The organism is Leisingera sp. ANG-S5, from assembly GCF_000813925.1.
Lineage (GTDB): Bacteria > Pseudomonadota > Alphaproteobacteria > Rhodobacterales > Rhodobacteraceae > Leisingera.
The window spans coordinates 1-20,250 of record NZ_JWLH01000001.1 but is presented as its reverse complement, the minus strand read 5'-3'; the positions used below and the strand labels follow the sequence as shown (position 1 = coordinate 20,250).

The window sequence follows — 20,250 nt, the reverse complement described above, 5'->3', positions numbered from 1 at the left end:
AAACAGAAAGGCCCCGGGATTTCCCGGGGCTTTTTGCTTTGCGGTGCGGCCTTGCCGCCGGACATGGAAACAGCCCCGGGGGAACCAAGCGGGGCTGTTTCGCATTCTGATGCCGCGCTCCGGCAGCAACAGTATCTGTGCGCGGGCCTGCCTCAGCCCGCCTGACGGATCAGCGCTTGCAGCTCATGCCCCAGCGGCGCCGCCAGCGATACACCGCGGCCGCTCATCCGCGCCTTGGAGGAAATCACCGACACCAGCTGCGGCAGCCGCCCGGGCCGCGTCTGCAGCACCGGAGAGCCGGACGCGCCGTAATCCACCCGGCAGGAGGTAATGACCGAGCTCTGGCGCGCCGACAGCACCTGGCAGGCGCTTTGCAGCCGGGGTGAGGTGGCGTGGCTGTGCGAATAGGACATCACATCCACATGCGCGCCCTTCTGCGGTGCAGCCGCCAGCGACAGCGGGCGAACAACATCGCCGCTGATCGCACGGTCCAGGCGCAGCACGGCAATATCGGTGCCGGTCTGGAACTGGCTGGTCTGGCCGTGGCGGTAGCCGGGGTGGATCACTGCCTTGGCCACCTTGCGGGCGGCCTTGGACTGGCGGCCGTTAAGGCCAGCTTCGAACCGGATGCTGCGCGGGTTAACCTGGCGGCCATGGCGGACATCAAACATGCAATGGGCCGCTGTCACCACCAGATCCGGCGCAATCAGCGTCGCCGTGCACATCGCGCGGCCGCCAATGTTCAGACGGCCCACCGCCTGCCACCCCGGCACCGTCTGCACTGCGGTCCCCTTCCCTCCTGCGGCCGCGCTGCCGGCGCTGCAAACGGTTGCGATGGCTAAAGCGGCGGCTATTCCCAGTAGTCGTTTCATAACTTTCACTCCATGTTCCCACATCTCCAATGTCGGTGAGCTGTGAGGCTGGAATGGGGCCTGCTGCGGTGCCGCGCTGGCAGAAAGATGCGCAGAATATGACAGGGTTAACAGGATCTTAACAGGTGCTCGTTTTGCCGGAACTTGCGCCTGTAAACTCCTTATTTACTTAACGGGCGCCGTCAAATTTTGGAAAATTCCTGTAAAAAAACTGGAAAACCCTATCCGTTTCGTTAGGAGGAAAATCTGCGGTTTTCGCTGGTTTTACGCAAGTTCCGGCGCCGCTGGTAACTTCGCGGCCCAATTGCGGCGCAAATGAGCCTTAACAACCGGCTAATGGCCGGAAACAGCAGCGCCCAATTACTTAACCGCAAGGCACACCCATAAGGGGAACCGGCCCGCAGCCTATCGCCCGGCACTTCACCGCCGCCGCGCTTGCGCCGCGGGTTTGCCTGCGGCAAGGATGGGAAATCCACCTTTCAAAGGAGCCCCCGAATGCGCCTGACCCTGCTGCTGTCCGCCCTCCTGGCCTTGGCCGCCTGCGATGTGCCGCTGATCCCGCTGATCTGAACAACAAAGCCCCGGCGCTGCCGGGGCTTTGTTCATCTGGCCGCGGGCACCCTGCCCCGGGTTATTTCTGCGACACCCGCTTGTGCACCTCTTCGGCGCTTTCGACCCGCTCGGAATAACGGTCGGTCAGGTAATCCTTGCGGCCGCGCACCAGCCAGGTGAATTTCACCAGCTCTTCCATCACATCCACCAGGCGGCGGTAGAACGGACCCTCGGGCAGGCGCGCGCCCTCCTCAAATTCCAGCCAGGCCTTGGGGATCGAGCTTTGGTTCGGGATTGTCAGCATCCGCATCCAGCGGCCCAGGATGCGCATCTGGTTGACCGCATTGAAGCTTTGCGAGCCGCCCGACACCTGCATCACCGCCAGCGTCTTGCCTTGAGTGGTGCGGATGCCGCCCTGCAGGGACAGGGGCAGCCAGTCGATCTGCAGCTTCATGATGCCGGTCATCGCGCCGTGGCGCTCCGGGCTGGACCAGACCATGCCCTCGGACCAGACCGCCAGCTCGCGCAGCTCCGCCACCTTGGGATGCTCCGCCGCGCCCGCATCATCGGGCAAAGGCAGGCCTGAGGGGTCGAAGATCCGCGTCTCGCAGCCAAGCGCACGCAGCACCCGTGCCGCCTCCTCTGCCGCCTTGCGGGAATAGCTCACCTCGCGCAGGGAACCATACAGCAGCAGGATGCGCGGCGGATGGCGCGGATCATCCGGTGCTGCCAGCGTCTCCACGTCGATTCCATGCAGCTGCCCTTCCGCAATGCCGGGCAGGTCGCTCAGATCCGGTGTGTCAGGCACTTTCTTCTTCCAGATGCAGCTTCATATCCAGCAGCACCTGCTGCAGCAGCACCGTCTCGCGCAGCAGGCGCTTGGCCTCGTTCACGGTGATGATGCCGTCTTCCATTGCAGCCTGGTATTCGCACATCAGCTGGGCAAACCGCTGGCTGAGAGCAATCACGTCCGAGTTCACACCGCCGCTGCGGCCGGTTTCCTCAGCACTGCCGTTGCCGTTGTAGGACAGCGTGATGTTCTTCAGATCCGCCAGCGCCGAGGTCACATGCGGAAAGGACGCCGCACTTTCCAGCTTGGCCACCGCATCCACTGGCATAAACCGGTCGGCGTGCTCTGCATTGTCCGAATAATAGCGCCCCAGCGTCGCCTTCGACTTGCCGGTGATCTGGCAGGCGGCTTCGATGCCGACATCCTTCACCAGCGCTTCTGTGTGCTTCTTCAGATACGTCCCGATTTCAGCCATATACGTCCTACCTGGCTTGCCCGCCGCCCCTTAGGGGAACGAACTGATTGTTTTCCCATTTCTGAGTTGTAGAGGAATTGCGATACCTTATCCATCCCTCAGGTTTTCAGGGATTTAGCAAGTGACATGGTGCAATTGGCATCTGTTGTCCAGTGCAAAGCAGGACGGAGTGAGTGACGGCCTGCCTTCAGGGTAATTGGTCTGCCCGGAACTTGCGCTCTCCGGGGCAAATGGCGTTGGCCGCTAACAGGGGTTTTGTTCCACCCCGGCCGCGTCTGCCCCGGTGAGCCTTCTCAGGCCGCAAGTCCTGCACTGTTTCCGCCAAGAAACCGGTTTCCCCGGCGCCGCCATGCGGGTAAACCCGCCGCCATGGCCAAGCTCTATTTCAACTACTCCACCATGAACGCGGGCAAGTCGACGGTACTGTTGCAGGCGTCGCACAATTACCGCGAAAACCATATGGAGACCTACTTGCTCACCGCCCGCCTGGACGACCGCGCAGGTATGGGCAGAATCGCCTCCCGCATCGGCATCGGCGAGGAGGCGGACATGTTCGCCGCCGGTGACGACCTTTTTACCCGCATCAAGGCGCGCCTGGCCCGCGGTCCGCTGGCCGCGATTTTCGTGGATGAAGCCCAGTTCCTGGAGCCTGCGCAGGTCTGGCAGCTGGCCCGCGTGGTCGATGATCTGCGGGTGCCGGTGCTGGCCTACGGATTGCGGGTGGATTTCCAGGGCAACCTTTTTCCCGGCTCCGCCACCCTTTTGGCGCTGGCAGATGAAATGCGCGAGGTCCGCACCATCTGCCATTGCGGCAAGAAGGCCACCATGGTGGTCCGTCAGGACGATCAGGGCCGGGTGATGACCGAGGGCGACCAGGTACAGATCGGCGGCAATGAAACCTATGTCTCGCTCTGCCGCCGCCATTGGCGCGAGGCGGTGGGAGACCTGCCTCAAAGAAAAACAGCAGCGGAATAACCCGCTGCCGCTTCTTTCTGGTTCAAAATACTCCCGGGGTCCGGGGCGGAGCCCCGGTTCCAAAAACCGGCCTCAGACCCGGTTCGGCAGCGCCTCGCCAGCCAGATAGGCCGCAACATTGTCCAGCGCCATATGGCCCATGTTGCTGCGCACTTCCTCCGTCGCGGTGCCCAGATGCGGCAGCAGGGTGGCGTTGTCGAGATCAATCAGAGCTTGCGGCACTTTGGGTTCGAACTCATAAACATCCAGACCCGCACCACCGATACTGCGGTTCTGCAGCGCCTCGATCAGCGCCGCCTCTTCCACCACTTCGCCGCGGGCGATGTTGATCAGATGCGCATGGCCCTGCATCGCGTTCAGCACCTCCGCGTTGATCAGATGCGTGGTCTCGGCCCCGCCCGGCACCGCCACCACCAGGAAATCCACCTCGCCCGCCATGGAAATCAGGCTCTCGGCGCGGTCGGCCGGGAAGTCCAGTTCCTTGGGGGAGCGCGCCACATAAGACACATCCATGCCAAAGCCGAAATGGCAGCGCCGCGCAATCGCCTGGCCGATCCGGCCCATGCCGGCAATGCCGACGCGTTTGCCGGTGGCGTGCAGGCCCAGCATCTGGGTCGGGTGCCAGCCTTGCCAATCGCCCTTGCGCAGCATCCGCTCGCCCTCGGAAGCGCGGCGCGCCGACATCAGGATCAGCGTCATGGCGATATCGGCGGTGGCATCGGTCACCGCGCCCGGCGTGTTGGTCACCTCGACACCAGCCGCGCGCGCGGCCTCAACGTCGATATGATTGTAGCCGACGCCGAAGTTGGCCAGCAGCTTGCAGCGCGGCGTGCCCGCCTTGGCAAAGATCTCCGCCGTGAACCGGTCGCCCAGCGTCGGCACCACGATGTCGAACTCGCTAAGCGCGCGCAGCATCTCCGCCTCGCTCATCACCGCGTTGGTCTCGCGGATTTCCAGATCAGCAAACGCCTCCCGCGCCCGTGCCGTGACCGCTGCCGTCATCGGCCGCGCAATCCAGATTTTCATCTCAGTGCATCCTCCCGCCCAGCGGGACCTGTCCATCAGGCCCGGCCAGGAATATCTCTCCGTTTTCATCCGGCAGGCCCAGAACCAGGATCTCTGACATGAACGTGCCGATCTGCCGCGGCGGGAAGTTTACGACGGCCAGAACCTGCTTGCCCACCAGCGTTTCCGGCATGTAATGCGCCGTAATCTGCGCTGAGCTCTTTTTTACGCCAATATCCGGCCCGAAATCGACCCAGAGCTTGATTGCCGGCTTGCGCGCCTCGGGAAACGGCTCCGCACGGATGACTTCACCGACCCGGACGTCAACTTTCAGGAAGTCGTCAAAGGAAATCTCAGCCACGCGACAGCTCCTTGGAGCGGTTGGTGGCCGCCGCCACCGCCCGGTTCAAAAGCGCCGGGAAACCGTCGTCATCATCCATCAGCACTTCCAGCGCCGCCTGGGTGGTGCCATTGGGGCTGGTCACATTGACGCGCAGCTGGCTGGGGCTTTCCTCTGCCGCCTCTGCCAGCGCGCCGGCGCCTGCGACGGTTGCCTTGGCCAGCTGCATCGCCAGCGCCGCAGGCAGCCCCTGCGCCTCGCCCGCAACAGCCAGCGTCTCGATCAGGTGGAAGACGTAGGCAGGACCGGAGCCGCTGACGCCGGTGACCGCATCCATCTGGCCCTCGTTGTCCAGCCGCACAACCTGCCCCACCGCCTTCAGCAGCCCCTCGGCGCGGTCCAGATCCGCATCGCTGGTGTGGCTGTTGCCGATAATCGCGGTAATGCCGCGCCCGACAGCGGCCGGTGTGTTCGGCATCGCGCGGACAATGGGCGACTGCGCGCCCAATACATCCTCAAAGGTTGCGATCGAGGTGCCTGCCGCCACCGAGATAAACAGAGTGGAACCATTGCCGTAGCTCTGCAGCGTGGGCAGCGCGGCGCCCATCATCTGCGGCTTCACCGCGATCAGCACAATGCCCGGCGCCGCGGGCAGTTCTGCGTTGATGTGAACCCCGGTGCCCTTCAGCCAGTCCGACGGGTGCGGGTCGATCACCCAGACCGAGGATGCGGGCAATCCGCCCTCCAGCCATCCGGCCAGCATCGCCGATCCCATCTTGCCGCAGCCCAGCAGCACCAGGCCGCGTGCAGCAATATCCTGCATATCCATCTTAAGCCCCTCCCCTTGGTGTCAGGTTCAGGGCACAGGTTTACGCCCGGCCGTAGGCCTCTGCAATGGCGACCTGCATCGCCTCCTGCGGGCTGCGCTGGCCCCAGACCGCTAGCTGGATCGCCGGATAGTAGCGCTCCGCATTGGCGACGGCTGCATTCAGCATCGCGTCGATCTGCTGCGGGCTGGCCATCTGGCCGCCGGACAGCATCAGCCCGTAACGGAACAGCATCAGCTTGTGGTCTGCCCAATAGGTAAAGGAGCCTTCCCAGCACTGGTCGTTCATGCAGTTGATCAGCTCATAAAGCCGCGGCAGTTCTGCCTCCGGCGGCTCCATCTCAAAGCTGCAGACCAGCCGCAGGCATTCTTCATAGCCCGACCAGGCCAGCGTCAGCGAATAGGTGCGCCACTGCCCTTCCACCGACATCGCAATCTGATCGTCCCCGACCCGGTCAAAGTCCCAGTCGTGGTGCGACGCCAGATGCTCAACGATGTCGATCGGATGGACGTCTTCTTCCAGGTGAAGCTCGGATAGTGCCATGATGCCACCTCTCTTTTTGCCTAGCACATCAGGGCACATAGGCACCCTATAGCTAGGTTTTTGTGCTATGGGCCGGGGAGGCATCCCCGCTCCCATACTAGATATGGTGGAGCCGAAAAGGTGATCTGGCAACCCTTTATTTTGGGGATATCTGCAATAACTTGTGGATGAACTATCCACAGCCCCCTAAATGCCGGCTGCGCGACTATGAAACGGGCGGCCGCAAAGGTAAAGCCCGGACAGCCGCCCGCGCCCTGTATTTTGTGCCTTGATCTACCCCTTGTGAATTGCCGGTTCAGGACAGCCGCGACACCTGCGGGTCCATCGCGTCAAAGGATACCGGCCAGAATTCCGAAAGGAACCCGGCGGCCTCCTGCTCAGAGGCCTCAGAGCGGTTGCCCGCGCGGTCATAGGCCCGGCCCATCGTATAGCGCAGCGCAGTCCCGTCCCCGTCCGGCGTCAGCTGGTAGGTCTCGGGCAGCTCAACGCCGTCCCGGGCCGGGTCCTTGATCCGGGTCGAGAAATAGTCGAAGGGCTGCCAGTCCGTGATCCTGTACACAAACTCCGCCAGCGAATGGGCGCAGTGATAGACCGATCCCGGCCCCAGGCGGCCTTGCGGGTTCTCCATCCGCATAGCGCTGACCTGATCCATCCACCGCAGCTTGAACTCCGGCGCAGTCAGCGCCTCCCAGACCAGCTGCGGCGAGGCGTCGAACCGGCGCCGGTAAGTCCAGACCCCGTCTGACTCCTCCAGGAAATCCCGCGCCTGCCCGGCCCGGAAGTGCTCCCAGGCGCGGGCCAGGTCATAGACCTGCATGGAGACATCGCCGAAATGCTCGATAGCTTGCGAATAGGGCTGCATCGCCGCCTGCAGCTGCATCGCCTCTACCGCCGCATCGCTGAACAGCGCATAGCTGCGCACGCCGGTTTCCGCCGCGGCCTCGGTCTTGGTCATCCGGTGCACCAGGATCACGTCGGCGCCGGACAGATCCTTGACCGGACCCACCTGCATCTCGTCAAAGGCGCCGTAGTGGACGATCACCTTCAGATCCAGCCCGCCGGCATTGGCGCAGGCGCGGCAGGGGCATGTGGTATTGGCCACGATATCCTGCCGCCGGGCGGCGAACGCGTTATAGAGGTTCTCGCAAAACGTGAGCATCAGATCGCCGGAGACCAGCTCAGCCCGGGATGAATAGGCCAGCACTGCGTCGCCTTCCAGTTTCCAGAAATGCAGCGGCTCCCCGACCTGCTCCGCCACCGCCTGCAGCAGCGACTGCAGGATCGGATTGGCGTGGTCCAGCTCCGATGAGGTCAGAAATTGCGTGTAGCCGGAAATATCCGCAATCAGCATATAGCCGTTTTGTGCCGTCATTGTACCAGTCCCCCGCTGAACAAACCCCGGGCGCCGCCAGGGCAGCCCGGGACCAGTATAGCAGAACACATCGCAATTTGCGCATGAATGACGGTCCGCGCGTGCCACAGGCCGCGCGACAGGTCTGTCAGCCCTTCAGCGGAAGGCCGGCCCATGCGCCCAGACGGTCAGCGACTTGCGGGTGCCCCGGGTGACCGGCGTCACCTGATGCAGCAGGAAACTCGGGAACACCGTGGCGCTGCCCTGCACCCGGCTGGCGGCCACCACATGGGCGCCCGGCATTATTTCCAGATCGCCGCCGTCATAAGATCCGGGCTTGCTCAGCTGCACCACCAGGCTCAGCTTGCGCTTGCCCGCCACCGGCCCGTCGCCGATGTCGGAATGCCAGGCGAAATGTCCCGCATCGTCGGCCTTGTAACTGGCCGCCTGCGGGCTCTCGGCAAACTCGCGAAGATCAAAGCCGAAGCGCTCCTTGTTGGCGCGGCGCACCACAGAGATCAGCCGGTCCATCACCCAGCCGGTGCCCGGCACATCGTCCAGCCACACCACGCTGCCGCGGCGCAGGTTGTGATCGCGGGTCTGGCCGACCAGCAGCGCTTCGCTGTCCGGCGCTTCCTCTGATTTGCGGATGATTTCGGCGCATTCCTGCGTGCTGAACGCCCCCGGCACCGTATAGACAGAAACCATGCTGTGATCCTCTGATGAAACTGAGGCAGCATGTACCGCCCGGCCTGCAAACCGCTGCGCAGTTTTCGACCCCGCAGGCGGAAAGCGACCAGTTTTTATCCACAGGCCCGCAGGGCAGCTATGCGCGGGAGACAGACCGCCGCACCACAAACCCGTTTTTGACGATTTCGGTGGCAAAGCCGCGGGCTGCGAAATACGCGGACAGCTCACGTGCGAGTTCAGTTCTTACAAACATAACTTCGCTCCACTCGGAGAAGTGAAGCTCTACCTGCTCGAACTGATCCAAAAGCCTGTCAGAAAGCGCCTCGTGCGGCTTTATGGCAAACAATGCGCTATTCGGCACCGCTGCATTCCGCTTCCAGAGGCTTTTGGCAAAGGCTCGGTGAGCTGGAAGGTCGGCTAGCCAGAACGCTTCGCCGCATGGCGGCAACTCGTTTCCGCTAAGCTCTTCGATTGCAACGGTGATGCGCATTTTGCTTACTTTTAGCCTCCGTGTCCTCCTGCACGCTAAAGCTTAATGCGAAAACAAAAAAGCCCGCCACAGGTTTCCCTGCAGCAAGCCTTATAACACCATACGGCGGGCAATCTGCCCGCGCCCTGACTTACTTCTGTGCGGCTTCCAGCGCGTCCAGACGGGCCTTCAGCGCCTCATTTTCCTCGCGTGCTTTCTGGGCCATTGCGCGCACTGCGTCGAATTCCTCGCGGGTGACGAAATCGCGGTCGGCCAGCCAGCGGTCGATCATGCTTTTCAGCGCGGTGTCCGCCTCATCCTTGGCGCCCTGGGCCACGCCCATCGCGTTGGTCATCAGCTGCGAAATATCGTCCAGGATCTTGTTGCGGGTCTGCATGTTCTTCTCCGTCTCGGGGTTGATCCCTATATGGGGAAGCACGCGCGCGGCTGCAAGCCGTTGACTTTCCCCCCGTTGACTTCCCCCAAGGACCAAAGGCATTCAGACGCCCATGCAGGCCATGATCCAATTCCCCGACCTTTCGCCCGAGATTTTCTCGATCGCCATCGGCTCCTTCGAGTTTGCCCTGCGCTGGTATGCGCTGGCCTATATCGCGGGCATCGTCATCGCCTGGCGCCTCGCCGTGGCCGCCCTGCGCCGCCCCGGCCTCTGGCCCGCAAACCAGCCGCCGATGAAACCGCAGCAGGTCGAGGATCTGCTGACCTGGATCATCCTCGGCGTGATTGCGGGCGGGCGGCTCGGCTTCGTGCTGTTCTACCAGCCGGCTTATTACTTGGCGAACCCTGCGGAGATCCTGAAGATCTGGCAGGGCGGCATGGCCTTTCACGGCGGCCTCATCGGCGTGATCGTGGCAACCCTGATCTATGCTGCACGCCACAACATCCCGAAACTGCAGATCGCCGATCTGGTCGCCCATACCGTCGCGCCGGGCCTGCTGCTGGGGCGGCTGGCAAACTTCATCAACGCGGAACTCTGGGGCCGCCCGACCGATCTGCCCTGGGGTGTTGCCTTCCCCGGGCAGGCGGCACAGGACTGCGGCCAGGCGCTGGGAGAGCTCTGCGCCCGCCACCCTTCGCAGCTATATGAGGCGCTGATGGAGGGGCTGATCCTTGGTGCCCTGCTGTTGTATCTTGCCTGGCGCCGCGGCGCCTTCCACACCCCGGGCCGCCTCATGGGCGTGTTTCTCGCCGGCTATGGCCTTGCCCGCTTCATTGTCGAATTCTTCCGCCAGCCGGACGCCCAGTTCGTCACCCCCGGCAACCCGCTGGGTCTGGCCTGGCACATTGACGGCATCGGCCTCACCCAGGGCCAGGCGCTGTCGCTGCCGATGATCGCCATCGGCCTCTGGTTCCAGATCCGCGCCCGCCGCGCGGCCCGGAGCACGGCATGAGCCTGCAGAATCATCTGACCGCCCGCATCCGCGCCGATGGCCCGATGTCCGTCGCCGACTACATGTCCGACTGCCTGCTGCATCCGCAGTTCGGCTATTACACCACCCGCGACCCGCTGGGCGCCAAGGGCGATTTCACCACCGCGCCTGAGATCAGCCAAATGTTTGGCGAACTCCTCGGCCTCTCCCTCGCCCAGGCCTGGCTGGATCAAGGCGCGCCTGCGCCCTTCACTCTCGCCGAACTCGGCCCCGGCCGCGGCACCCTGATGGCCGACCTCCTGCGCGCCACCCGCGGCGTGCCGGGTTTTCACGCCGCCATGCAGATCCACCTGGTGGAGGCCTCGCCCGCCTTGCGCGGCGTGCAAGCCAAGGCGCTGAAGGACCAGGCTCCCCGGTGGCAGGACAGCGTGGATGCCCTGCCCGATCAGCCGCTGTTCCTGGTCGCCAACGAGTTCTTCGACGCGCTGCCCATCCGCCAGTTCATCCGGGCAGGTGACGGCTGGAGCGAAATGCGTATCGGCCTGCAGGACGGCGCGCTTGCCTTCGGCCTCAGCTCCGCCGCGTCACAGCCCGCGCTGGCGCACCGGCTGGAAGACACAAAAGACGGCGATCTGGTCGAACTGTGCGAGGCCGCCGCCCCCATCCTACACGCCATCGCCGCCCGAATCGCCGCCCGTGGCGGCGCCGCGCTGATCGTGGATTACGGCGACTGGAGGGCGCTTGGAGATACGCTTCAGGCCCTGCGCGCGCATGAACCCGCCGATCCGCTGCAGACGCCGGGAGAGGCCGATCTAACAGCGCATGTGGATTTTGAGGCGCTGGCAATGGCTGCAAAAACCGCAGGTTGCGCCTTTACCCGCCTCACCCCGCAGGGCGTGTTCCTGGAACGGCTTGGCATCACAGACCGCGCCCGTGCCATGGCCGCGCCGCTGCAGGGTGCGGCGCTGGACTCCCTGATCGCCGCACATCGGCGGTTGACGCACCCGGAGGAAATGGGAAACCTGTTCAAAGTGCTCGGCCTCTACCCGCCCCAGGCCGCCCCATTGCCAGGATTGAACCCATGACGCTTGAAATTCTCACGTCCGATCTGCTTGGCCCGGTGCGGCACGGTTTTTTCACCCGCAGGGGCGGCGCATCTTCCGGTATCTACCGCGGCCTGAACTGCGGCCTCGGCTCCACCGACCAGCGCGAGGCGGTGCAGATCAACCGCAACCGCGTCGCCGCCGCGATGGATGTGCCGCCGGAACACCTCAGCGCCGTGCACCAGGTCCACAGCGCCGATGTGCAGGTGGTGACGGAACCCTCGCAGGAGCGCCCGCAAGCAGATGCAATGGTCACCAATGTTCCGTGGCTGGCGCTGTCGATCCTGACCGCCGACTGCCAGCCGGTACTGTTCTCCGACCCCGATGCGGGCGTCATCGGCGCCGCCCATGCGGGCTGGCGCGGCACCCTGGACGGGGTTTTGGAAGCCACGTTGGAAGCGATGGAAGGCCTCGGCGCGCGGCGCGAAAACACCGCCGCGGTGATCGGCCCGACCATTTCCCAGCGCGCTTATGAGGTCGGCCCCGAGTTCTTTGACGACTTCATGATGCAAGACGACGCCTACGCCCGCTTCTTTGCCAATGGCGAAGGCGACCGCTACCTGTTCGATCTTCCCGGCCTTGGGCTGCACAAACTGCGCCAGGCGGGGATCGGCGCGGCTGAGTGGAGCCGCCACTGCACCTATTCGGATGCGGAGAAGTTCTTCTCCTTCCGCCGCGCCACCCACGCGAAAGAGGCCGACTACGGCCGTCTGATCTCCTGCATCCGGCTTTAAGCCCGCGTTAACCAATACAGACCAACGCAATTGTGGCGGATTTTATTAAATTCCGCCGCATTCACTGTTTCCGCCACGGAAACCCGCCAGCCCACGCTGGCATTATCCTTTGAAATCAGCCTCCTGCAATCACAGGTAAAGCCGCACGCCAGCCGCCCCCCGGCCTGCGGCTTGGCCGAAATTGCCCCCGGCGGGTCATAATCCGGGCGCAAAGATTACCCATAAACAGGTCAGAACAAACAAAACCGCAGCCGCCCGGCGACACGGGTGCAGCTGCAGGGCGAAGGACAGACTGACCATGAAGATGAACAAGCGTTTCATTGCCTCGATCACCCGCTCCGCCAAGAGCGAAACCGTGACCCTGCCCTGGGTTGCCGCCCGCCGCCGCCGCGGCCAGGCGCAGCTTCAGCCTGCAGAACGGAAACTGGGTTAACGCCGGGGACGGATGCCCCGGCAGCGGCACCCCTGGCGCAGCTGCGCCAGCCCGGCCAGCCGCCAACGGGGCATCCAACCGGCCTGAAGGCGCGGCCCGCTGAAACTGCCGCAGCACCGCCGCCCGCCGTTAACCAGTTTGATTCAGATTTTTTGACAATTCGAATTAATTGCTGCCAATTTGGGCGCATCATATCGTTCAAGCACGTCTGCGTTGCCGGTGGGGGCCGATGCAAGCGGGCAGTTTGAAAGGAGAGGTCTGCTGTCATGACCATCCCGCACTCGCTGCACAGGGCTGCAGCCAATGCCGTCGAAGCCACTGCAATCCTGCAGGACCCCGCTGCGCTGCGCAGCGCGAACAAACCGCAGCTGCGCCGCTATGAGGTCAGCTGCCTGCTGCCCGGCGGAGGCATCTCGGAAACCCGCCATATCGCCCCGGCCCTGCCGCTGTTCGAGGACGCCTTCAGCGCCTTCTCCCGCGGTTCGCTGGTGGAAACGGCACAAGGCCCGATCGCGGTCGAGGATCTGCTGCCCGGCGATGAACTCCTGACCCGCGACGGCGGCAGCCAGCCGCTGCTGTGGATCGGCCGCACCAGCGTGCTGCCCGGCCGCTCCGGCAGTCGCAGCTGCACTCTGACCAGCTTCATGGCAGACAGCCTGGGCCTGCAGAAACCCTCTGCCAGCCTGGTGGCAGGCCCCGCGGCGCGCCTGCTGCGCACGCCGCCGCACATGCAAGGATCAGGCGACGGCCAGCTCTTGACCCTGGCCTCGGAATTCCAGGACGGCATGAGCATCTTTGAAACCGCGCCGCCGGCGCCGGTCGACCTTTACCACCTGTGCCTGCCCCGCCATGCGGTGATCACCGTCGGCGGCCTCGCATTTGAAAGCTACCACCCGGGCCCCGACGCGCTGAAACTGGCAAGCTATGCAATCAAGACGCTGTTCTTGAACCTGTTTGCCCATGCCGACAGCATCCAGGGATTCGGCCCGCTGGCGCACCCAAGGGCTGACAGCATCAGCCAGCCGGGGCCTGCCATTCTATGAACCGGGAGCGGCGGGCGGGCTCGCCCGACATTGCCGCCCTCACCTGAAGAACTGCCTCAGGCCTCGCGTGCCAGACGTTCTTCCAGCACCTCAAACGGCACGCCCGGCTCATCCTTGGCGCCGCGGATCACCAGCGAGGTCTTGACGCTGGCCACATTCGGGGTGGTCAACAGATCGCCGGTCAGGAAGCTTTGAAAGGTGCTGAGGTCAGGCGACACGCATTTCAGGATGAAATCCACTTCGCCGTTCAGCATGTGGCACTCGCGCACCAGCGGCCAGCTGCGGCATTTCTCTTCAAAGGCGCTCAGCTCCGCCTCGGCCTGGCTCTCCAGCCCCACCATGGCAAAGACCTGAACTTCAAATCCCAGCTCGCGGGAGTTCACATCTGCGTGGTAGCCGTGAATCAGCCCGGCCTCCTCCAGCGCCCGCACCCGGCGCAGACACGGCGGCGCCGAAATCCCGACCCGCTTGGCCAGTTCCACGTTGGTCATCCGCCCATCGGCCTGAAGCTCCGACAAAATCTTGCGATCAATCGGATCAAGACGGGTTGTGACCATGCTGGAAACTCCTGTGAGATTTGCGTTTCTTATAGCACCGCCGCCGCAGCGCGCAATATTGTTTCAGCGTCGCGCAATATTCTTTGCAGCTCGGGCGCGCAAGCCGCAATGCGCAACCCTGCGGCAAATTTGTATCCCGCGGCATGCAGCCCCTTGGGGGTTTAAGCCTGCCCGCCCTGCCGCTATATGCATTGCCTGACGGCGGCACACCCGCCAGGCTGCATTAGTTGGGGACACAACACATGAGCGAGACGCGCCACACCAAGGTTCTGATCATCGGCTCCGGGCCTGCCGGCTATACTGCGGGGGTCTATGCTGCCCGCGCCATGCTGGAACCGGTCCTGGTCCAGGGGATTGAACCCGGCGGCCAGCTGACCACCACTACCGAGGTCGAGAACTACCCCGGCTTCACCGAGGTGCAGGGCCCCGACCTGATGATCAAGATGCAGGAGCACGCCCAGGCGATGGGATGCGAAGTGATTGGCGACTACATCACCTCGCTCGACACCACCAAGCGCCCGTTTGTGGCCAAGGCTGACAGCGGCACCACCTTCACCGCCGACGCGGTGATCCTGGCGACCGGCGCCCGCGCCAAATGGCTCGGCCTGGAAAGCGAAGAGAAGTTCAAGGGCTTCGGCGTTTCCGCTTGCGCCACCTGCGACGGCTTCTTCTACCGCGGCCAGGAGATCGTGGTGATCGGCGGCGGCAACACCGCCGTGGAAGAGGCGCTGTTCCTCACCAACTTCGCCTCCAAGGTGACCCTGATCCACCGCCGCGACGAGCTGCGTGCCGAAAAGATCCTGCAGGACCGCCTGTTCAAGAACGAAAAGATCGAGACTCTGTGGTTCCACACCCTCGAAGAGGTTGTCGGCACCGACAATCCGCTGGGGGTTGAGGGCGTCGTGGTCAAGAACGTGCAGACCGGCGAAGTCAAGGAAATCCCCTGCAAGGGCGTCTTTGTCGCCATCGGCCACGCGCCGGCCAACGAGCTGGTTAAGGAAGTGCTGGAGCTGCACAACGGCGGCTATGTAAAGGTGAAGCCCGGCTCCACCGAGACCTCGATCCCCGGTATCTACGCCGCCGGCGACCTGACCGACCACAAGTACCGCCAGGCGGTCACTTCGGCCGGCATGGGCTGCATGGCGGCGCTCGACGCTGAGCGCTTCCTGGCCGAGCAGGAGTAACAGGGATGCCGCATGATTTCGCCGCGCAACGGGCTGAAACCGTTGCGGCATTCAACGATCTGCAGGCCGAACACGGCCTGCCGGAGGTGGCGGACGTGGATTATTTCTTCGTCCCCGCCCGCACCGGCGCCGACTGGCGCCCGCTGGCCGAGGAACTGAGCCGCGAAGGCTATGCTTGCGAGTTCTTCGAGGCTGACGGCGAGGATCCCGCCTATCTGTCCGCCACCCTGCAGGACCAGATCATCTCTGCCACCGGCATCTGGATCGGCGAGGAACTGGCCACCCGCGCGGCCCTCTCCCACGGCTTTGCACCGGACGGCTGGGGGCTGGAGGGCTGACCCCGGCAGCTGGTCTTCTCAACTTCTCCGGCACCGTCTGGCGCATTCTTTTCCGCTCTCAGGCGGATCGGCCCTTGGCTCCGGCCCGCGCTCCTGAGGGCCGTTTTCACCACAGCGGCCAGTTGGCGCTTTATACTTCGCTCAGCGCAGAGGGAGCGGGCATTGCCATCCGCCGCTATGTCTCTTCCGATGACCCGCCGCGCATCATCCTGCCCCTGCAGGTGAAAGACATCCGACTGGCGGATCTGCGCGGCCGGCCAGAGGTCTCCGCGGTCTGGCAGGACATCCGTGCCAGGGGCACTCCTTCACCGACCTGGGTCTTTTCTGATACCGCCCGGGCGGAGGGGGCGCAGGGGCTGCTCTACTCATCCCGCTCTCGCCCGGACTTAACCCATTTGGTCTTGTTCGGCAGCGGCCTGCCCGTGCTTTCCCTTGCCGGTCCGCCCGCCCCGTGGCTCTCACCGCCTGCAACCGGGCATTGACCCCGCCCCCGCGCGCCCGCAGTCTGCACCCGGAAACCGCGAACAGGAGGACCCGGGTGGCAAGCGCGCTCTGGCAAGGCAACTGGATCACCCGCACCCGGATCACTACCGGGCTGGTGCTGCTCATCTTTGCCTTTTTTCACTTCCTCAACATCGGCCTCGGCCTGATCTCACCCGAATGGATGGACGAGTTTCAGGACGCCCGCCAAGTGATCACCCGCAGCCTGATTGGCAGCCTGATCCTCGGCACCTCACTGATCCTGCACGCAGGGCTGGCGCTGTGGAACCTGGCCCGCCGCCGCACCCTGCGGATGCGCTGGGGCGAGGCGCTGCAGACTGTGCTTGGCCTCCTGATCCCGCTGCAGCTGATCGCCCACATCGTCTTTACCCGCTACTCGCACGAGGTCTACGGCACCAATGACGAGATGCCCTATCAGATCATCCTGATGTGGGCCTCGCCCGAGATCTGGCAGCAAAGCCTGCTGCTGCTGGCAGTCTGGATCCACGGCTGCATGGGATTGCACTACTGGCTGCGCCTCACCCGCTGGTGGCGCCCGCTGATCCCCTGGATGGCAGGCGTGGCCGTGTTCATCCCCGCCTTCGCCTTTGCCGGCCTGCTGACAGAGGGCCGCCGCATCTATGATCTGTTTGTTGAAGGCACTGAGCGCGCCGCGCTGATGGCGGATTTCAACTGGCCCAGCCAGCAGGCCTTTGCACAGATGTTCGAGACAGAGACGCTCTGGCTTTCGATCTTCTTTGCACTGCTTGGCGTCACCGCCGCCGCCTATCTCCTGCGCAAGCTGCTGCGCCGCCGCCGGGCGGTCACCATCCGCTACGCCTTCGGTCCGGAGATCCGCGCCGAGCGCGGCATGACCCTGCTGGAAATGTCACGCGCGGGCGGCGTCCAGCACACCTCCCTTTGCGGCGGCAAGGGGCGCTGCACCACCTGCCGCGTGGTGGTGGACGAGGGCGGCGAGCATCTGCCGCCCCCGGAACCGCCCGAGGCCCGTAGCCTCGAACGGGTCAAAGCGCCTGCCAACATGCGGCTGGCCTGCCAGATCCGCCCGCAGACGCCGCTGACGGTCACCCGCTTGTTCCGCCCTGACGGCCGCAAGGGCCGCGCCCATGCCAGCCAGGGCAGCGAGCAGCAGCTTGCGGTGCTGTTCCTCGACATGCGCGGCTTCACCGCCCGCACAGCGGGACAGCTGCCCTATGACGTGGTGTTCCTGCTGAACCGCTTCTTCGACGCCATCGTCCCCGCCATTACCAATGCCGGCGGGACGGTGGACAAATACCTCGGTGACGGGCTGCTGGCGCTGTTCGAGGAGCGCTCCCCTGCCCGCTCGGCCCGCGCCGCGCTGGAGGCCGCCGCCGCCATCGGCACCGCGCTGCAGGACTTCAACGCCCAGCTGGCCGCCGACGGCGAACCGGAAGTCCGCATCGGGATCGGCATTCACTTGGGCGAGCTGGTGCTGGGTGAGATCGGCAGCGCCGCCCATGCCCCGCGCACCATCATCGGCGGCAGCGTCAACACTGCCAGCCGGCTCGAGGCCAAGACCAAGGAACTCGGTGTCGAACTGCTGATCTCCGCCCGGGTGCTGGAGGCCGCAGGCTATGATTCGGACCATCTGCCGCTGGAAACCTTCCAGCTGCGCGGCGTTTCCAGGCCGCTGGACGCCCTGCCGGTCGAACATGCCGCCGCTCTGCCCCGCACCCTGGCCGGAGAACAGCGTTAGGCCCGGCGTCCAAACCGCAAAACGGGTGTTTGCCCTGCCGGTCCAGCCCGCGCCAGCTATCCATCCCAGCACGCCGGGGGAGAACAAGCAGACCTGCTACCCGCGCCCGTTGCAGCCCTGCAACGCAGCAGATTTTCGCCAGCTGCGGCCAATTCCCCCTTTGCTTCCGCAGCAAACCATGTAATGCGTTCACGCGTGAACACACTTTTAACCCGTTGACCGTACTGCTGCCGCTCGTGACCGAAACCGCATCCATATCCACACCGGAAGGCGAAGACCTGCTGTTCCGCCTCCTGCGCCAGCTCGATACGGCGCCGGACGCCTCGCAGCGCGCCACCGCCGCGGCGGTGGGGATCTCGCTGGGGCGGCTCAACACCCTGCTGCGCGCTGCGGCCGAAAGTGGCCTGATCACCATCAGCGCCCGCCCCGGTCCCGACAAGCGGCAGCGGTTTGCCTATTCGCTGACCACCCGGGGTGCTGCGGAAAAAGTGCGGCTCACCGATCAATTCCTTGCCCGCAAGCTCGCAGAATACAACGCGCTGCATGCGGAACTCACCGGCTCCGCTAGCGGCCTCCCCCCTCTCAAACACAGGACCCATCCGATGCAAAGCAATCTGGCTCCCATCCCTGAGCTTTATGTTTCCTACGAAAGCGCCCAGAAACTGAAAGTCGAAGCAGCCGACCTGGTCAGCTGGGATCTGACCCCGCGCCAGATCTGCGACCTGGAACTGCTGATGAACGGCGGCTTCAATCCGCTTAAGGGCTTCCTGTCCGAGGCTGACTACAACAGCGTTGTCGACACCATGCGCCTGACCGACGGCTCGCTGTGGCCGATGCCGATCACCCTGGATGTGTCCGAAGATTTCGCGGCCAAGCTGGAAGCGGGCCAGGACATTGCCCTGCGCGACCAGGAAGGCGTGATCCTCGCCACCATGACCGTCACCGACAACTGGGTGCCGAACAAGGCAAAAGAGGCCGAGAAGGTCTTTGGCGCCGATGACGACGCGCATCCGGCGGTGAACTACCTGCACAACCAGGCCGGCAAGGTCTACCTGGGCGGTCCGGTCACCGGCATCCAGCAGCCCGTGCACTATGACTTCCGCGGCCGCCGCGACACCCCGAACGAGCTGCGCGCCTACTTCCGCAAGCTGGGCTGGACCAAGGTTGTTGCCTTCCAGACCCGCAACCCGCTGCACCGCGCCCACCAGGAGCTGACCTTCCGCGCCGCGCGCGAAGCCCAGGCCAACCTGCTGATCCACCCGGTGGTCGGCATGACCAAGCCGGGCGACGTCGACCACTTCACCCGCGTGCGCTGCTACGAAGCCGTCCTGGACAAATACCCGGCCGCCACCACCTCCATGTCGCTGCTGAACCTGGCGATGCGCATGGCCGGCCCGCGCGAGGCGGTCTGGCACGGCCTGATCCGCAAGAACCACGGCTGCACCCATTTCATTGTCGGCCGCGACCACGCAGGCCCCGGCAAGAACTCCGCCGGCGACGATTTCTATGGCCCCTATGACGCTCAGGACCTGTTCCGCGAGTTCCAGGGCGAAATGGGCATCGAAATGGTCGACTTCAAACACATGGTCTATGTGCAGGAGCGTGCCCAGTACGAGCCGAACGACGAGATCGCCGACCGCGACAACGTCACCATCCTGAACATCTCCGGCACCGAACTGCGCCGCCGCCTGGCCGAGGGCCTGGAAATCCCCGAGTGGTTCTCCTTCCCTGAGGTGGTCAAGGAACTGCGCAAGACCAAGCCGCCGCGCTCCAAGCAGGGCTTCACCGTGTTCTTCACCGGCTTCTCCGGCTCCGGCAAATCCACCATTGCCAACGCTCTGATGGTCAAGCTGATGGAAATGGGCGGCCGCCCGGTGACCCTGCTCGATGGCGACATCGTGCGTAAGAACCTGTCGAGCGAACTGGGCTTCTCGAAAGAGCACCGCGACCTCAACATCCGCCGCATCGGCTATGTGGCCTCCGAGATCACCAAGAACGGCGGCATCGCCATCTGCGCCCCGATCGCGCCTTACGCCACCACCCGCCGCGCCGTGCGCGAGGACGTGGAACAGTTCGGCGCCTTTGTCGAAGTGCACGTTGCCACCTCGATCGAGGAATGCGAACGCCGCGACCGCAAGGGCCTGTATAAACTGGCCCGCGAAGGCAAGATCAAAGAGTTCACCGGCATCTCCGACCCCTACGACGTGCCGGCCAACCCGGAACTGTCGGTTGAGACCGAAAACGTCGACGTCGACAACTGCGCCCACCAGGTTCTGCTGAAGCTGGAAAGCATGGGCCTGATCAAGGCCTGAGCCTGACGGCACAGCGAGACATGAGAGCGGCCCGCCAATTGGCGGGCCGCT

Annotated in this window: 23 protein-coding genes; 11 read left to right on the top strand and 12 right to left on the bottom strand. The window is 64.3% G+C overall.

The window, feature by feature from the left end; genetic code table 11:
• Nucleotides 1–152: 152 nt before the first annotated feature.
• The 3 genes from RA25_RS00110 to RA25_RS00100 form a co-directional block, all read right to left on the bottom strand.
• Entirely contained in the window at nucleotides 153–872 is a 720-nt protein-coding gene (locus RA25_RS00110; RefSeq protein WP_039152432.1) for a trypsin-like serine peptidase, read from the bottom strand.
• 631 nt (nucleotides 873–1,503) lie between these two features.
• The gene (gene arsH / locus RA25_RS00105) at nucleotides 1,504–2,232 is read right to left on the bottom strand and encodes an arsenical resistance protein ArsH (protein ID WP_039152430.1); all 729 of its coding nucleotides are present in this window, start codon (nucleotides 2,230–2,232) and stop codon (nucleotides 1,504–1,506) included.
• Nucleotides 2,225–2,689, bottom strand: coding sequence for a hypothetical protein (locus RA25_RS00100; RefSeq protein WP_019296046.1), 465 nt, complete (start codon nucleotides 2,687–2,689; stop codon nucleotides 2,225–2,227). The genes arsH and RA25_RS00100 overlap by 8 nt, the downstream gene beginning before the upstream one ends.
• A gap of 369 nt (nucleotides 2,690–3,058) precedes the next feature.
• Between RA25_RS00100 and RA25_RS00095 the strand changes: the two genes are divergently transcribed.
• On the top strand, nucleotides 3,059–3,664 hold the full coding sequence (locus tag RA25_RS00095) for a thymidine kinase (protein WP_019296045.1): 606 nt from the start codon (nucleotides 3,059–3,061) through the stop codon (nucleotides 3,662–3,664).
• Between the two features lie 72 nt (nucleotides 3,665–3,736).
• Here the strand turns inward: RA25_RS00095 and RA25_RS00090 are convergent, their stop codons facing one another.
• The 8 genes from RA25_RS00090 to RA25_RS00055 all read right to left on the bottom strand — a co-directional run bounded on the left by RA25_RS00090 (nucleotide 3,737) and on the right by RA25_RS00055 (nucleotide 9,286).
• On the bottom strand, nucleotides 3,737–4,690 hold the full coding sequence (locus RA25_RS00090; RefSeq protein ID WP_039169273.1) for a 2-hydroxyacid dehydrogenase: 954 nt from the start codon (nucleotides 4,688–4,690) through the stop codon (nucleotides 3,737–3,739).
• 1 nt (nucleotide 4,691) lies between these two features.
• Entirely contained in the window at nucleotides 4,692–5,030 is a 339-nt protein-coding gene (locus RA25_RS00085; RefSeq protein ID WP_019296043.1) for a tRNA-binding protein, read from the bottom strand.
• Nucleotides 5,023–5,838: a pyrroline-5-carboxylate reductase gene (gene proC, locus RA25_RS00080; protein WP_039169270.1), complete on the bottom strand. Its 816-nt coding sequence runs from the start codon at nucleotides 5,836–5,838 to the stop codon at nucleotides 5,023–5,025. The genes RA25_RS00085 and proC overlap by 8 nt, the downstream gene beginning before the upstream one ends.
• A 40-nt stretch (nucleotides 5,839–5,878) precedes the next feature.
• Nucleotides 5,879–6,379 carry a YbjN domain-containing protein gene (locus RA25_RS00075; protein WP_019296041.1) on the bottom strand — a complete coding sequence of 167 codons (501 nt, stop codon included), beginning with the start codon at nucleotides 6,377–6,379 and terminating at the stop codon, nucleotides 5,879–5,881.
• A gap of 295 nt (nucleotides 6,380–6,674) precedes the next feature.
• Nucleotides 6,675–7,751, bottom strand: coding sequence for a DUF2652 domain-containing protein (locus RA25_RS00070; RefSeq protein WP_039169267.1), 1,077 nt, complete (start codon nucleotides 7,749–7,751; stop codon nucleotides 6,675–6,677).
• Nucleotides 7,752–7,886: 135 nt separating this feature from the next.
• Entirely contained in the window at nucleotides 7,887–8,438 is a 552-nt protein-coding gene (locus RA25_RS00065) for a 2OG-Fe(II) oxygenase (RefSeq protein WP_019296039.1), read from the bottom strand.
• Between the two features lie 118 nt (nucleotides 8,439–8,556).
• Entirely contained in the window at nucleotides 8,557–8,910 is a 354-nt protein-coding gene (locus RA25_RS00060) for a hypothetical protein (protein ID WP_019296038.1), read from the bottom strand.
• Between the two features lie 130 nt (nucleotides 8,911–9,040).
• Nucleotides 9,041–9,286, bottom strand: a complete 246-nt coding sequence (locus tag RA25_RS00055) for an accessory factor UbiK family protein (RefSeq protein ID WP_019296037.1) — start codon at nucleotides 9,284–9,286, stop codon at nucleotides 9,041–9,043.
• Nucleotides 9,287–9,398: 112 nt separating this feature from the next.
• Here RA25_RS00055 and lgt point away from each other — a divergent pair, with 112 nt between their 5' ends.
• The 5 genes from lgt (at nucleotide 9,399) to RA25_RS00035 (ending at nucleotide 13,590) form a co-directional block, all read left to right on the top strand.
• Nucleotides 9,399–10,298, top strand: coding sequence for a prolipoprotein diacylglyceryl transferase (gene lgt, locus RA25_RS00050; protein ID WP_039169264.1), 900 nt, complete (start codon nucleotides 9,399–9,401; stop codon nucleotides 10,296–10,298).
• A complete protein-coding gene (locus RA25_RS00045; protein ID WP_039169262.1) occupies nucleotides 10,295–11,362 on the top strand; it encodes a class I SAM-dependent methyltransferase in 1,068 nt (355 codons plus the stop codon). Before lgt ends, RA25_RS00045 begins: the two co-directional genes overlap by 4 nt.
• Nucleotides 11,359–12,114 carry a peptidoglycan editing factor PgeF gene (gene pgeF / locus RA25_RS00040; RefSeq protein WP_039169260.1) on the top strand — a complete coding sequence of 252 codons (756 nt, stop codon included), beginning with the start codon at nucleotides 11,359–11,361 and terminating at the stop codon, nucleotides 12,112–12,114. The genes RA25_RS00045 and pgeF overlap by 4 nt, the downstream gene beginning before the upstream one ends.
• A gap of 298 nt (nucleotides 12,115–12,412) precedes the next feature.
• On the top strand, nucleotides 12,413–12,547 hold the full coding sequence (locus RA25_RS23385; RefSeq protein WP_275041656.1) for a hypothetical protein: 135 nt from the start codon (nucleotides 12,413–12,415) through the stop codon (nucleotides 12,545–12,547).
• A 266-nt stretch (nucleotides 12,548–12,813) separates the two neighbouring features.
• Nucleotides 12,814–13,590, top strand: coding sequence for a Hint domain-containing protein (locus RA25_RS00035; protein WP_019296032.1), 777 nt, complete (start codon nucleotides 12,814–12,816; stop codon nucleotides 13,588–13,590).
• 56 nt (nucleotides 13,591–13,646) lie between these two features.
• Here the strand turns inward: RA25_RS00035 and RA25_RS00030 are convergent, their stop codons facing one another.
• The gene (locus tag RA25_RS00030) at nucleotides 13,647–14,147 is read right to left on the bottom strand and encodes an Lrp/AsnC family transcriptional regulator (RefSeq protein ID WP_019296031.1); all 501 of its coding nucleotides are present in this window, start codon (nucleotides 14,145–14,147) and stop codon (nucleotides 13,647–13,649) included.
• A gap of 242 nt (nucleotides 14,148–14,389) precedes the next feature.
• Here RA25_RS00030 and trxB point away from each other — a divergent pair, with 242 nt between their 5' ends.
• From trxB to RA25_RS00005, 5 genes are all read left to right on the top strand, one after another.
• Entirely contained in the window at nucleotides 14,390–15,331 is a 942-nt protein-coding gene (trxB, locus tag RA25_RS00025; protein WP_019296030.1) for a thioredoxin-disulfide reductase, read from the top strand.
• Between the two features lie 5 nt (nucleotides 15,332–15,336).
• Nucleotides 15,337–15,669, top strand: coding sequence for a ribonuclease E inhibitor RraB (locus RA25_RS00020; protein WP_019296029.1), 333 nt, complete (start codon nucleotides 15,337–15,339; stop codon nucleotides 15,667–15,669).
• Nucleotides 15,591–16,151: an RES family NAD+ phosphorylase gene (locus RA25_RS00015; protein WP_342586123.1), complete on the top strand. Its 561-nt coding sequence runs from the start codon at nucleotides 15,591–15,593 to the stop codon at nucleotides 16,149–16,151. The genes RA25_RS00020 and RA25_RS00015 overlap by 79 nt, the downstream gene beginning before the upstream one ends.
• A gap of 56 nt (nucleotides 16,152–16,207) precedes the next feature.
• On the top strand, nucleotides 16,208–17,887 hold the full coding sequence (locus RA25_RS00010; protein WP_039169257.1) for an adenylate/guanylate cyclase domain-containing protein: 1,680 nt from the start codon (nucleotides 16,208–16,210) through the stop codon (nucleotides 17,885–17,887).
• 236 nt (nucleotides 17,888–18,123) lie between these two features.
• Nucleotides 18,124–20,199 (top strand): bifunctional sulfate adenylyltransferase/adenylylsulfate kinase, encoded by a 2,076-nt coding sequence (locus RA25_RS00005; RefSeq protein WP_039152443.1) that lies wholly within the window; start codon nucleotides 18,124–18,126, stop codon nucleotides 20,197–20,199.
• Nucleotides 20,200–20,250 lie beyond the last annotated feature (51 nt).

Coding starts and splice junctions, on each gene's coding strand:
- RA25_RS00060 (WP_019296038.1), bottom strand. CDS start 8,910: ATGCGCATCACCGTTGCAATCGAAGAGCTTAGCGGAAACGAGTTGCCG.
- trxB (WP_019296030.1), top strand. CDS start 14,390: ATGAGCGAGACGCGCCACACCAAGGTTCTGATCATCGGCTCCGGGCCT.
- RA25_RS23385 (WP_275041656.1), top strand. CDS start 12,413: ATGAAGATGAACAAGCGTTTCATTGCCTCGATCACCCGCTCCGCCAAG.
- RA25_RS00055 (WP_019296037.1), bottom strand. CDS start 9,286: ATGCAGACCCGCAACAAGATCCTGGACGATATTTCGCAGCTGATGACC.
- RA25_RS00065 (WP_019296039.1), bottom strand. CDS start 8,438: ATGGTTTCTGTCTATACGGTGCCGGGGGCGTTCAGCACGCAGGAATGC.
- pgeF (WP_039169260.1), top strand. CDS start 11,359: ATGACGCTTGAAATTCTCACGTCCGATCTGCTTGGCCCGGTGCGGCAC.
- proC (WP_039169270.1), bottom strand. CDS start 5,838: ATGGATATGCAGGATATTGCTGCACGCGGCCTGGTGCTGCTGGGCTGC.
- RA25_RS00100 (WP_019296046.1), bottom strand. CDS start 2,689: ATGGCTGAAATCGGGACGTATCTGAAGAAGCACACAGAAGCGCTGGTG.
- RA25_RS00095 (WP_019296045.1), top strand. CDS start 3,059: ATGGCCAAGCTCTATTTCAACTACTCCACCATGAACGCGGGCAAGTCG.
- RA25_RS00110 (WP_039152432.1), bottom strand. CDS start 872: ATGAAACGACTACTGGGAATAGCCGCCGCTTTAGCCATCGCAACCGTT.
- RA25_RS00045 (WP_039169262.1), top strand. CDS start 10,295: ATGAGCCTGCAGAATCATCTGACCGCCCGCATCCGCGCCGATGGCCCG.
- RA25_RS00070 (WP_039169267.1), bottom strand. CDS start 7,751: ATGACGGCACAAAACGGCTATATGCTGATTGCGGATATTTCCGGCTAC.
- lgt (WP_039169264.1), top strand. CDS start 9,399: ATGCAGGCCATGATCCAATTCCCCGACCTTTCGCCCGAGATTTTCTCG.
- RA25_RS00075 (WP_019296041.1), bottom strand. CDS start 6,379: ATGGCACTATCCGAGCTTCACCTGGAAGAAGACGTCCATCCGATCGAC.
- RA25_RS00030 (WP_019296031.1), bottom strand. CDS start 14,147: ATGGTCACAACCCGTCTTGATCCGATTGATCGCAAGATTTTGTCGGAG.
- RA25_RS00035 (WP_019296032.1), top strand. CDS start 12,814: ATGACCATCCCGCACTCGCTGCACAGGGCTGCAGCCAATGCCGTCGAA.
- RA25_RS00090 (WP_039169273.1), bottom strand. CDS start 4,690: ATGAAAATCTGGATTGCGCGGCCGATGACGGCAGCGGTCACGGCACGG.
- RA25_RS00020 (WP_019296029.1), top strand. CDS start 15,337: ATGCCGCATGATTTCGCCGCGCAACGGGCTGAAACCGTTGCGGCATTC.